The sequence below is a fragment of the Thalassobius vesicularis genome (assembly GCF_004799325.1).
In the GTDB taxonomy this organism is placed as follows: Bacteria; Pseudomonadota; Alphaproteobacteria; order Rhodobacterales; family Rhodobacteraceae; genus Thalassobius; species Thalassobius vesicularis.
Map to the genome: position 1 here is coordinate 43,814 of NZ_SSMD01000010.1, position 11,570 is coordinate 55,383.

General features: G+C 66.6%; 10 protein-coding genes. 9 read left to right on the forward strand and 1 reads right to left on the reverse strand.

The genetic code is table 11. From position 1 onward, the window contains the following. Positions 1–3: 3 nt before the first annotated feature. The 7 genes from E7681_RS16705 to E7681_RS16735 all read left to right on the forward strand — a co-directional run bounded on the left by E7681_RS16705 (position 4) and on the right by E7681_RS16735 (position 7,450). Positions 4–1,332: an aspartate aminotransferase family protein gene (locus tag E7681_RS16705; RefSeq protein ID WP_136340406.1), complete on the forward strand. Its 1,329-nt coding sequence runs from the start codon at positions 4–6 to the stop codon at positions 1,330–1,332. Beyond that, positions 1,329–2,123, forward strand: coding sequence for a beta-keto acid cleavage family enzyme (locus E7681_RS16710; protein WP_136340407.1), 795 nt, complete (start codon positions 1,329–1,331; stop codon positions 2,121–2,123). Before E7681_RS16705 ends, E7681_RS16710 begins: the two co-directional genes overlap by 4 nt. Further along, a complete protein-coding gene (locus E7681_RS16715) occupies positions 2,120–3,733 on the forward strand; it encodes an FMN-binding glutamate synthase family protein (RefSeq protein WP_425471403.1) in 1,614 nt (537 codons plus the stop codon). The genes E7681_RS16710 and E7681_RS16715 overlap by 4 nt, the downstream gene beginning before the upstream one ends. Before the next feature lie 78 nt (positions 3,734–3,811). Next, entirely contained in the window at positions 3,812–4,459 is a 648-nt protein-coding gene (locus tag E7681_RS16720; RefSeq protein ID WP_136340408.1) for a CerR family C-terminal domain-containing protein, read from the forward strand. Continuing rightward, positions 4,456–5,394: an HlyD family secretion protein gene (locus tag E7681_RS16725; RefSeq protein WP_136340409.1), complete on the forward strand. Its 939-nt coding sequence runs from the start codon at positions 4,456–4,458 to the stop codon at positions 5,392–5,394. The genes E7681_RS16720 and E7681_RS16725 overlap by 4 nt, the downstream gene beginning before the upstream one ends. Then, positions 5,391–6,317, forward strand: coding sequence for an ABC transporter ATP-binding protein (locus E7681_RS16730; protein WP_136340410.1), 927 nt, complete (start codon positions 5,391–5,393; stop codon positions 6,315–6,317). The genes E7681_RS16725 and E7681_RS16730 overlap by 4 nt, the downstream gene beginning before the upstream one ends. Then, the gene (locus E7681_RS16735; protein ID WP_136340411.1) at positions 6,314–7,450 is read left to right on the forward strand and encodes an ABC transporter permease; all 1,137 of its coding nucleotides are present in this window, start codon (positions 6,314–6,316) and stop codon (positions 7,448–7,450) included. Before E7681_RS16730 ends, E7681_RS16735 begins: the two co-directional genes overlap by 4 nt. Here the strand turns inward: E7681_RS16735 and E7681_RS16740 are convergent. Continuing rightward, a complete protein-coding gene (locus tag E7681_RS16740) occupies positions 7,447–8,124 on the reverse strand; it encodes an IclR family transcriptional regulator (protein WP_136340412.1) in 678 nt (225 codons plus the stop codon). The two genes, E7681_RS16735 and E7681_RS16740, sit on opposite strands and share 4 nt — an antisense overlap. A 102-nt stretch (positions 8,125–8,226) precedes the next feature. On the opposite strand from E7681_RS16740, the gene E7681_RS16745 reads away from it, so the two are divergent. After that, the gene (locus tag E7681_RS16745) at positions 8,227–10,521 is read left to right on the forward strand and encodes a cytochrome P450/oxidoreductase (RefSeq protein ID WP_136340413.1); all 2,295 of its coding nucleotides are present in this window, start codon (positions 8,227–8,229) and stop codon (positions 10,519–10,521) included. A gap of 186 nt (positions 10,522–10,707) precedes the next feature. Further along, positions 10,708–11,568, forward strand: coding sequence for a MaoC/PaaZ C-terminal domain-containing protein (locus E7681_RS16750; RefSeq protein ID WP_136340414.1), 861 nt, complete (start codon positions 10,708–10,710; stop codon positions 11,566–11,568). The last annotated feature ends 2 nt before the right edge of the window (positions 11,569–11,570 follow it).

Below are 11,570 nucleotides of genomic sequence, written 5' to 3' on the forward strand. Positions count from 1 at the left end.
CCCATGACCAACCACATCTTTGGCCGCTCTACCAAGGGCAGCCTGCCCGTCGCCACCGCCGGTGATGGCTGTTACCTCATCGACGCCACCGGCAAGCGGTATCTGGACGGATCGGGCGGCGCGGCCGTGTCCTGCCTGGGCCATTCCAACGCCGCCGTGCGTGCCGCCCTGCATGACCAGCTGGATCGCGTGGCCTTTGCCCATACCGGCTTCTTCACCTCGGACCCGGCCGAGCAATTGGCCGACACTCTGGTCGCCCATGCCCCCGAAGGGATCGAGCGGGTCTACCTCGTCTCCGGCGGCTCTGAGGCGGTCGAGGCGTCACTGAAACTGGCCCGCCAGTATTTCCTGGAAATCGGCCAACCCCAGCGCCACCGCGTCATCGCCCGCCGTCAAAGCTATCACGGCAACACGCTGGGCGCGCTGGCCACCGGCGGCAACGAATGGCGCCGTGCGCAATTCGCGCCGATGCTGGTGGAAACCACCCATATCTCGCCCTGCTACGAATACCGTGACCGGGCCGAGGATGAGAGCGTCGAAGCCTATGGCCTGCGCGTCGCGGACGAGCTGGAGGCGGAAATCCAGCGCCTTGGCCCGGACTCGGTGATGGCTTTCGTGGCCGAACCCGTCGTCGGCGCCACCGCCGGTGCCGTGCCTGCCGTGCCGGGCTATCTGAAGCGCATCCGCGAGATTTGCGACCGCCACGGCGTGTTGCTGATCCTGGACGAGGTGATGTGCGGCATGGGCCGGACCGGCCACCTGTTCGCCTGCCAAGAGGACGGCGTCGCCCCCGACATGATCACCATCGCCAAGGGGCTGGGCGCCGGCTACCAGCCGATCGGCGCGCTGCTGGTGCAGGGGCGGATTTATGACGCGATCGCCAAGGGCTCGGGCTTTTTCCAGCACGGCCACACCTATATGGGCCACGCGATGGCCGCCGCCGCCGCCAACGCGGTGCTGGGCGAAATCCTGAACCGCGATCTGCTGACCCGCGTGCGCGAACAAGGCGCAAAGCTGGACGCCAAACTGCGCTCCTCGTTGGGGCAGCACCCGCATGTCGGCGACATCCGTGGCCGCGGCCTGTTCCGCGGGGTCGAACTGGTGGCGGATCGCACCACCAAGGAACCCTTCGATCCGGCCCGCAAGCTGAACGCCCGGATCAAGGCCGAAGCCTTTGCCAACGGGCTGATCTGCTACCCGATGGGCGGCACCATCGACGGGCAGCGCGGCGATCACGTGCTGTTGGCCCCCCCGTTCATCATCGAGGACAGCCAGATCGACGATCTGGTCTCGATCCTGACCCACGCCATCGACACGGCGCTCGCAGCATGAGACCCCTGCCCCAGATCATGGTCGCGCCCAACGGCGCGCGCCTGACCCGCAAGGACCACCCCGCCGTCCCCGTGACCATCCCCGAGATCGTCGCCTGCACCCGCGATTGCGCCGCCGAAGGGGCGGACGGGCTGCACGCCCATGTCCGCGACGCGGCCCAGCATCACGTGCTGGACGCCGGTCTGTACGCCGAGCTGATCGCCGAGATCGAAACCGTCCTGCCCGGTTTCTACATGCAGATCACGACCGAGGCGGTGGGCCATTACTCCCCCGAACAGCAGCGCGAGCTGGTCTATGCGCTGCGCCCCGCCGCAGCCTCGATCGCACTGCGCGAGATCACGCAGGATCAGGGCAACGCCGTCACCGCGCAGTTCTTTCACGACTGTCAGGACATGGGCGTCGGCGTCCAGCACATCCTGTACGACACCTCGGATGTCGAGCATCTGGCCCGTCTGGTCGACAGCGGCGTGATCCCCTCGGACAACCTGATGGCGCTGATCGTGCTGGGCCGCTACGCACCCGGCCAGAAATCCACCCCGGCGGATCTGGGCGCCCCTGCCTCGGCCCTGCTGCGGCACCTGCCCGAAACCGACTGGGCGGTCTGCGCATTTGGCGCGGAAGAGACCGCCTGCCTGATGGCGGCACGGAATTTGGGGGGCAAATCCCGAATAGGGTTTGAAAACAATCGTCTTAACGGCGATTTTACATGTGCGCCCGACAATGCCTCGCGGGTGGCCGAGCTGGTTCGCGCCATCAACGGGGCCACATCCCGAACGGAGCCTGTCGAATGATCATGCCCATCCTGCGTTTCACCCCCTTGGCACTCTGTGCGCTGGCCGCACTGGGGTCGCTGATCGGCTTGATATGGACGGACTGGCTGCTGCCGACCTTCGTGATCAGCGCGGGTCTGACCGCGTTGGGCATCCGCGACCTGATCCAGACCAAGCACGCGGTGCTGCGCAACTACCCGATTCTGGGCCACTTGCGCTATTTCTTCGAGATGATCCGCCCCGAGATCCGCCAATACCTGCTGGAAGCGGACGAGGACGAGGTGCCCTTCTCTCGCGAGGCGCGCGACATCGTTTACCAGCGCGCCAAGAACGTCGAGGACAAGCGCCCCTTCGGCACGAAAAAGCGCGTCAACGACAGTGGTTACCAGTGGATCACCCACTCGATCCGGCCGCGCAAGATCACCGACAACGACTTTCGCGTGCTGATCGGCGGGCCCGATTGCCGCAAGCCCTACAACGCCTCGATCTACAACATCTCGGCCATGAGCTTTGGCGCGCTGTCCGCCAACGCCATTCTCGCGCTGAACAAGGGCGCAAAGATGGGTGGCTTTGCCCATGACACCGGCGAGGGCGGGATCAGCCGCTACCACAAGGAAGGTGGCGGTGATCTGATCTATGAAATCGGCTCGGGCTATTTCGGCTGCCGCAACGACGAAGGGCAGTTCGACCCGGCGCGCTTTGCCGAAACGGCGTCACTGGATCAGGTCAAGATGATCGAGCTGAAGCTGAGCCAGGGCGCCAAACCCGGTCAGGGCGGCGTGCTGCCCGCCGCCAAGATTACCCCCGAGATCGCCGAGGCGCGGCATATCCCGATGGGGCAGGACTGCATCTCGCCGCCCTCGCACAGCGCGTTTGAAACGCCGATCGAGATGATGGAATTCATCGGCCAGCTGCGCGAATTGTCCGGCGGCAAACCCGTCGGCTTCAAGCTGTGCATCGGCCACCGCCGCGAATTCATGTGCATCGTCCGCGCCATGCTGGAAACCGGCATCACCCCGGATTTCATCGTGATCGACGGCAAAGAAGGCGGCACCGGCGCCGCGCCGCTGGAATTCGCCAACCACATGGGCATGCCGCTGGTCGAGGGGCTGACCTTTGCCCACAACACCCTGCGCGGCGTCGGCCTGCGCGACCGCATCCGCATCGGCGCCTCGGGCAAGCTGGTGACCTCGTTCGACATCGCCCGCACGCTGGCGCTGGGGGCGGACTGGGCCAACTCGGCGCGCGGCTTCATGTTCTCGATCGGGTGCATTCAGGCGCAGGCCTGCCACACCAACCACTGCCCCACCGGCGTGGCCACCCAGGACAAGCAGCGCCAGCGCGCGCTGGTGGTGCCGGACAAGGCGCAGCGCGTGCTGAACTTCCACCGCAACACGCTGAAGGCACTGGGCGACATGACCGGGGCCGCCGGCCTGACCCACCCGCTGCAATTCCTGCCCCACCACCTGCTGATGCGCGAAAACGACCGCGACATGGTCACCGGGGACGAGGTCTATCCCTACATGCCCGAAGGCTTCCTGCTGCGCGAAGATGACGACCGTTTCGGGTATCTGACCCGCTGGCGTCGCTCCTCCTCGGCCAGTTTCTTTCCGTTCGACAACGGCGTCTGAAATCACGGCCCGCCCCTACCGGAGCGGGCCGTTTCTTTGCGGATTGCGATTTAATCAATCGTATGATTAACTCGCCACATGACACACCCCGACTCCCCCCCAGAAGGCGCGCAAAAGGCGTTGATCGACGCCGGGCTAAAGCTGTTTGGCACGCATGGCTACGACGGCACCTCGACCCGCGCGATCGCGGCCGAGGCGGGGGTGAACATCGCCCTGATTGCCTATCATTTTGGTGGCAAGGACGGGTTGCGCCAGGCCTGCGCCCGCGAGGTCGCCCGCCGCATCCGCAACGCGACCGAGACCGCCAACATCCCGCCCGACCTGACCGCCGCACAGGCGCAGGCACGGCTGGAAACCGTCCTGCGCGGCATCGTCGCCTTCCTGTGCGGCGCGCCGGGGTCGGAACACGCCGTCCGCTTCATGCTCAGCGAAGTGACGAAGGGCGGCCCCGTCATGGACGAGGTCTATGAGGCGTTTCTGGAGCCGAAACACCGGCAGCTTTCCGCCCTCTTTGCCATCGCCAGCGGCCAGCCCCCCGAAAGCGACGCGGTCAAGCTGACCGTGTTCTCGCTGCTGGGCCAGATCGCCTATTTCCGGCTGGCAGCCCCCCTTGTCAGTCGCCGTATGGGCTGGCCCGGACTGGGCCCAGAGCAGGCACAAGCCATTGAAAACATGGCCCTGACCAACCTGCGCCGCCTTCTTTCGCACCAAGGACCAACGTCATGATCTGCTCGCTTCCGATCCTGTCCACGCTGCTGGCCAGCTGCGCAGCGCCCCTGCCCTTTGCCACCGGCTATGTCGAAGGCGAATACGTCCTGGTCGCCCCGATCGAGGCCAGCGAGCTGCAATCCCTGCCCGTCACCCGTGGCGACCGGGTGGAAAAAGGCGCCCTGCTGGCCCGCATGGATCACCGCGCCGCGCAGATCGCGCTGGATCAGGCCGAGGCCGCGCTGGCGCAGGCCCGCGCCAACCGCGCCGACCTTCTGGAGGGCAAACGCCCCGAGGAAATCACCGTGATCGAGGCCACGCTCGCCTCGGCCCGCGCCAAGGCCGACGAGGCGCAGCACACCGCCGACCGCTACACCCGTCTGGCCGAAACCGGCGCTGCCACGCAGGCGCAGCGTGACGATGCCGTGACCGCCAGCAAGGTCGCCGCGGCGCAAGTGCGCGAGATCGAGGCCAACCTCGCCGTCGCCCGCTTGCCCGCCCGCCCGCAAGCCATCGCCGCCGCCGAGGCCGCCGTGCAGGTCGCCCAATCCGCCCGCGACCGCACCGCGTGGCTGCTGGAAAAACGCGACCTCTACGCCCCCGACACCGGCACCGTCACCGACATTCTGCGCAAGGTCGGAGAGATTGGCGGCCCAAGTGCTCCGATCCTGGAAATGCTGCCGGATGGTGCTGTGAAACTGCGTCTCTACGTCCCCGAAACGCAGATCGCGCGGCTGCGCGTCGGCGATCTGCTGAGCGTCCAATGCGATGCCTGCGGCGACGGCCAATCGGCCAAGGTCACATACGTTGCGGACGCGCCCGAATTCACCCCGCCGGTGATCTACTCGGTCGAGAACCGCCAGAAACTGGTCTACCTGATCGAGGCCCGCCCCCAATCCGGCGCCACGGCCCTGAAACCCGGCCAGATCGTCAATGTCGAGCTGGCGGAATGAGTGCCGCCCCCGCCATCGACGTGCGCGGACTGGTCAAGTCCTTCGGCGGGCGCCGCGTCGTCGATGACGTGTCTCTGACCGTCGCCAAGGGCGAGATTTCGGGCTTTCTGGGCCCCAACGGCTCGGGCAAGACCACGACGATCCGCCTGATGTGCGGCCTGCTGACCCCCGACGCCGGCGAGGGCCAGGTGCTGGGCATGGACATCCGCCAGCAGGGCCACCTGATCAAGCGCGAGGTCGGCTACATGACCCAGCGCTTTTCCTTCTACGAAGACCTGACGATCGAGGAAAACCTGGCCTTCGTCGCGGGCCTTTATGGCCTGTCTCCGGCGCGCCAGCATGTCCGCGACACGCTGGCCGATCTGGGCCTGACCGCGCGGCGGCAGCAACTGGCGGGTTCGCTGTCGGGGGGCTGGAAGCAGCGTCTGGCGCTGGCCGCCTGCATCATGCACAAACCCCGCCTGCTGCTGCTGGACGAGCCCACCGCCGGGGTCGATCCCAAGGCCCGGCGCGAGTTCTGGGACGAAATCCACGCCCGCGCCCATGACGGGCTGACCGTGCTGGTCTCGACCCACTACATGGACGAGGCCGAGCGTTGCCACCGCATCAACTATATCGCCTACGGCAAGCTGGTCGCCGCCGGCACCGTCGCCCAAGTGGTCAAGGGCGCGGGCCTGACCACGCTGGTGCTGGAGGGCCCGCAAACCCCCGCCGCCGCCCGCGCCCTGCGCGGAATGCCCGGCGTCGATCAGATCGCGCCTTTCGGCAATACGCTGCATGTGGTGGGGCGCGATGGTGCGGCGCTGGACCGCTCGGCGCGGCAGGTCGCGCAACAGACCGGCTGCGCGCTGCGCCCGTCAGAAACCAGCCTTGAGGATGTATTCATCCATTTCATGGGCGAAGCGCGGGACAATATGGCATGACACGCTGGTTTTCACTTACCCGATTGCTGACCCTGCTGCGCAAGGAGATGATCCAGATGCGCCGCGACCGGATCACCTTTGCGATGATGCTGGGGGTGCCGCTGATGCAGCTGATGCTGTTCGGTTTCGCCATCAACACCGACCCCAAGGGGCTGCCCTCGGCGCTGGTCGCGCCCACGCAGGACCGGTTCAGCCGCGCCATCGTCTCGGCGCTGGAGCTGACGGGCTACTATCGTTTCACCTCGGCCGGGGTGTCCGCCGCCGAGGCCGAGGCGCTGCTGGCGCGCGGCGACGTGTCCTTCGTGGTGACCGTGCCCTCGGATTTCGGGCGCCGGGTGCTGCGCGGCGACGCGCCCACCCTGCTGATCGAGGCGGACGCCACCGACCCCTCGGTCGCCTCGGGCGCGATTTCCACGCTGTCGACCGTCGCCGCCCAGGCGCTGCAACGCGAATTGGGCACCCAGGCCGAGGCCGCCGCCCAGGCCGCGCAATCCCTGCAAGTCGTCGTGCACCGCCGCTACAACCCCGAGGGCATCACCCAATACAACATCGTCCCCGGCCTGCTGGGCGTGATCCTGCAGCTGACAATGGTGATGATGACCGCGATGGCCCTGACCCGCGAGATCGAGCGCGGAACCATGGAAAACCTGCTCTCCATGCCCGCCACCCCGCTCGAGATCATGCTGGGCAAACTGCTGCCCTACGTCGCCGTCAGCGCCGTGCAGGTGCTGGTCGTGCTGGGCGCCGCGCAGGTGGTGTTCGGCGTGCCCTTCGTCGGCAGCCTGCACCTGTTGCTGGGCGGCATCCTGCTGTTCGTGCTGGCGCTTCTGGTGCTGGGCTACCTGATCTCGACGGTCGCGCGCACGCAGATGCAGGCGATGCAGCTGACGTTCTTCTTCTTCCTGCCGTCGCTGTTGATCTCGGGTTTCATGTTCCCCTATCGCGGCATGCCCGGCTGGGCGCAGATATTGGGCGAGGTCTTCCCCCTCACCCATTTCCTGCGCTTCATCCGCGCCGTGATGCTGAAAGGCGCCGGGATCGAGGCCGTCTCGGGCAGTCTGCTCGCATTGGTGCTGACGGTGCTGGTGCTGTCGCTGATCGCGCTTCTGCGCTTCCGCCGGACGCTGGATTAACCGGCCAGCACGGCGTTCAACTCCTGCGCCGCCTCGCGCAACAGGGCCGAGGCGCGCGGGACGTCCAGATCCTCCATCGCGACCACGCCAAGCGAGCATTCCATCGCCCGCCCGCCCTGCCGGAACGGCCGCAACGGGCAGGCCACGCCCACGGCTCCCTTCTGCAAGGCCCCACGCGTGACGCTGACCCCCTCGGCCCGCGCCGCGCGCACGTCTTCGCTGTCGTCAGGGCGCGCACGCCGTCCGGCCAGAATGGCGATGCCCGCCGCCCCCCGCTCCAACGGATGACGGCTGCCGACGCGATAGCCCACGCGCAGCAGACTGGTCTCAGGCTCGGCCACGACCAGCGCCACGCAGTCCTCGCCCTCGGCCATCGACAGGAACGCGGTGGCCCCGGTCTGCGCTGCCAGCTCGGCCAGACGCGCCTGCACCGTCGCGCGGAATTGCGGCACGAACGCCCCCTCCAGCCGCAGCACCCCGGCCCCCAGCATCAGCCGCCCGCCAGACTGGCGCGAGACCAGCCCGTGCCCCTCCAGTGTGGTCACAATGCGGTAAGCGATGGCGCGGTCCACCTCCAGCGCGGCGGCCAAGTCGGCGACACTCATGCCGTCCTCAGCCCCTCCGATCAGGAACAATGCGCGCAGCCCCCGGTCCAGCGTTTGCAATGCAGCCATCATGCCCCCTTTGCCCGCCACGCTTGACGCATGGGCAGGAATTAACGTATTTTTATCTTTAATGCATCATAGTGTGCGATAAAAGTAAATAATGAGGATTCCATGCCCTCCGACTGCCCGATCCACAGCGACATGCGTTCCCCCACCGGCTGCCCGATCTCGGCCCGCGCCGCTGGGTTCAACCCGTTCAGCGGCGCCTATCAGCAAGATCCCGGCGACGCGCTGGACTGGGCGCGGCGGGACGAGCCGGTGTTCTATGCGCCGGAACTGGGCTATTGGGTCGTCACCCGGTACGAGGACGTGAAGGCGATTTTCCGCGACAACATCCTGTTCTCGCCCGCCATCGCGCTGGAAAAAATCACCCCCGCCGGCCCCGAGGCGATGGCCATCCTGCAACGCTACGGTTTCGCCATGCAGCGCACGATGGTGAACGAGGACGAGCCCGACCACATGGCCCGCCGCCGCCTGCTGCTGGACGATTTCCTGCCCGAAAACCTGGCCAAGCACGAACCCGCCCTGCGTGCGCTGACCCGGCAATACATGGATCGTTTCATTGATCGGGGCCACGCCGATCTGGTCGCCGACATCTTCTACGAAATCCCGCTGACCGTGGCGCTGCATTTCCTGGGCGTCCCCGAAGACGGCGCCGCCGAATTGCGCGAATTCGCCGTGGCGCACACCCTGAACACCTGGGGCCGTCCGACGCCCGAGGAACAGCTGAAAATCTCGGAGAACGTGGGCCGCTTCTGGCAGACCGCGAACCGCATTCTGGACGGCATGATCGCCAATCCGGATGGCGAGGGCTGGATGTACGAAACCGTCCGCCAGCACAACAAACACCCCGAGATCGTCACCGAAAGCTACATGCGCTCGATGATGATGGCGATTTTGGCAGCCGCGCACGAGACGACCTCGAACGCCACCGCCAACGCCTTCTGGACCCTTTTGAACAACCGCGACGCATGGGAGGAGCTGTGCGAAAACCCCGCTCTGATCCCCTCGGCGGTCGAGGAATGCCTGCGCGTCGCCGGCTCGATCGTGGCGTGGCGGCGCATCGCGACGCGGGCGACCACGGTGGGCGGCGTCGACATCCCCGAGGGCGGCAAGCTTCTGATCGTGCAGGCCAGCGCCAACAAGGACGCGCAGCATTGGGAAAACGCCGACAGCTTTGATATCTATCGCGAAAATGCGGTCGAGCACCTGACCTTCGGCTATGGCGCACATCAATGCATGGGCAAGAATATCGGCCGGATGGAGATGCGGATCTTCCTCGAGGAATTCACCCGCCGCCTGCCCCACATGCGCCTTGTCTCCGGCCAGACCTTTCGGAACCTGCCCAACGTGTCCTTCCGCGGCCCCGAAAAGCTACTGGTCGAGTGGGACCCGGCACAGAACCCCGAACGCGCCGATCCGGCGATCCTCTCGCAGGGCCTAAGCTTTGAAATCGGGGCGCCTGTGCGCGACAACATCCTGCGCCGCGTCACCGTCAGCGCGATCACGGCCGACAGCGAGGGGGTCAAGCGTTTCACCCTGTCCGACCCACGCGGGCGCGCCCTGCCGCCGTTCAGCCCCGGCGCGCATATCGATCTGGTCTCGGGCGGGTTCCGCCGCAAATACTCGCTCTGCGGTCGTCCCGGTGCGGATTACGAAATCGCCATCCTGCGCGAGGCTGAAGGGCGCGGCGGCTCGGCCCATTTCCATGACGCGCTCAAAGTGGGCGACAGCGTGCAGATCGCCGGACCGCGCAATCACTTCCGGCTGGACGAAAGCGCCGGCCACTACGTCCTGATCGCGGGCGGCATCGGCATCACCCCGATCCTGGCGATGGCTGACCAGCTGAAATCGCTGGGCAAACCCTACGTGCTGCATGTCTGCGCCCGCACCCGCGCCCATGTGCCGATGCTGACCCGCCTGACCGACCACATGGACGCGCTGCGCCTTCACCTCTCCGATCAGGGCAGTCGTCTGGATCTGGCCAGCCTGACCATCGAACCCGGCACGCTGGTCTATGCTTGCGGCCCCGAGCGGTTGCTGGCCGCGCTGGACGCCCGCGCCTCCACCTGGCCCGAGGGCGCGCTGCATTACGAGTATTTCTCGGCCGCCGCCGGGATGCTGGACCCCGAAAAGGAACACGCCTTCACCGCCGAGCTGCGCGACAGCGGCCTGAGCGTCGAAGTGCGCGCCGACCAGACCCTATACGATGCCCTGCGCGCGGCGGGCGTCGACATCTCCGAAGACTGCGGCGAGGGCCTGTGCGGCACCTGCGAGGCGCGCGTACTGGAGGGCGAGATCGACCACCGCGACCGCGTGTTGACCCAGTCCGAACGGGCGGGCGGCGATCGCATCATGACCTGCTGCTCGCGCGCCAAAGGCAGCCGCATCGCGCTATCGCTTTGACCTATGCGCCGGTCCGGATCACGGATCGGCGCAAGACTCCCCGCTAAATACAGGCTAAAATCACGCCCAACCGGCCCGCGCAAATGACGCCGCGTCCGGGGTCAGAAAATTTCCCCCGCGCCAAATTAATTATCTTGATTACTATTATCATGCTATCTAAACTCGCCACAAATGGGAGGAGATACCATGATTGATCCAGACGCGCTCTTGGCGCGCCAATTCGCGCCGATCGAGCACAGCTATGACACCCGCGACGTGATCCTGTACGCGTTGGGGCTGGGCCTGGGCACCGATCCGCTGAACCCCGCACATCTGCGCGCCACCTACGAACGCGCCGAGGGCTTTGGCGCCCTGCCCGCGATGGTCAACGTGCTGGCCTATCCCGGCTTCTGGGCGATGGAGCCTGACACAGGCATCACCTGGCAGAAACTGCTGCACGGCGAACAGTCGCTGACCTTGCACGCCCCCCTGCCCGCCAAGGGAACGTTGATCGGCCAGACCCGCATCACCGGGCTGGTGGACAAGGGCGAAGGCAAGGGCGCGCTGATCTATTCAGAGCGCACGCTGACCGACAAGGCCACCGGCACCCTGATTGCCACCGTCGCCGGCACCACCTTTGCCCGCGCCGACGGCGGCTTTGGCGGCGCGTCGGGGCCGACGAAGCCCGTGCACACCCTGCCTGACCGCGCCCCCGACTGCCATTTCGACCACCAGACCCCCGAGGGTGCGGCGCTGATCTACCGTCTGTCCGGCGATTACAACCCGCTGCACGCCGACCCCGCCATCGCCACGCAGGCTGGCTTTACCCGTCCGATCCTGCACGGCCTGTGCTCGCTGGGTGTGGCGTCGTGGTCGATCACACAGGCGCTGGCCGATGGCCGCTCCGAGGCGCTGACCCATCTGCAGCTGCGCTTCACCTCGCCCGTCTACCCCGGCGAAACCATCCGCACCGAGATGTGGCAGGACGGGGCCGACGTGTCCTTCCGCGCCCGCGTGCTGGAACGCGATGTCGTCGTATTGAACAACGGACTGGCCCGCCTGGGCTGATT

What these genes read in the sequence shown, in the direction of transcription:
- E7681_RS16705 (WP_136340406.1), top strand. Translation starts at nt 4, where the DNA reads ATGACCAACCACATCTTTGGCCGCTCTACCAAGGGCAGCCTGCCCGTC.
- E7681_RS16710 (WP_136340407.1), top strand. Translation starts at nt 1,329, where the DNA reads ATGAGACCCCTGCCCCAGATCATGGTCGCGCCCAACGGCGCGCGCCTG.
- E7681_RS16715 (WP_425471403.1), top strand. Translation starts at nt 2,120, where the DNA reads ATGATCATGCCCATCCTGCGTTTCACCCCCTTGGCACTCTGTGCGCTG.
- E7681_RS16720 (WP_136340408.1), top strand. Translation starts at nt 3,812, where the DNA reads ATGACACACCCCGACTCCCCCCCAGAAGGCGCGCAAAAGGCGTTGATC.
- E7681_RS16725 (WP_136340409.1), top strand. Translation starts at nt 4,456, where the DNA reads ATGATCTGCTCGCTTCCGATCCTGTCCACGCTGCTGGCCAGCTGCGCA.
- E7681_RS16730 (WP_136340410.1), top strand. Translation starts at nt 5,391, where the DNA reads ATGAGTGCCGCCCCCGCCATCGACGTGCGCGGACTGGTCAAGTCCTTC.
- E7681_RS16735 (WP_136340411.1), top strand. Translation starts at nt 6,314, where the DNA reads ATGACACGCTGGTTTTCACTTACCCGATTGCTGACCCTGCTGCGCAAG.
- E7681_RS16740 (WP_136340412.1), bottom strand. Translation starts at nt 8,124, where the DNA reads ATGGCTGCATTGCAAACGCTGGACCGGGGGCTGCGCGCATTGTTCCTG.
- E7681_RS16745 (WP_136340413.1), top strand. Translation starts at nt 8,227, where the DNA reads ATGCCCTCCGACTGCCCGATCCACAGCGACATGCGTTCCCCCACCGGC.
- E7681_RS16750 (WP_136340414.1), top strand. Translation starts at nt 10,708, where the DNA reads ATGATTGATCCAGACGCGCTCTTGGCGCGCCAATTCGCGCCGATCGAG.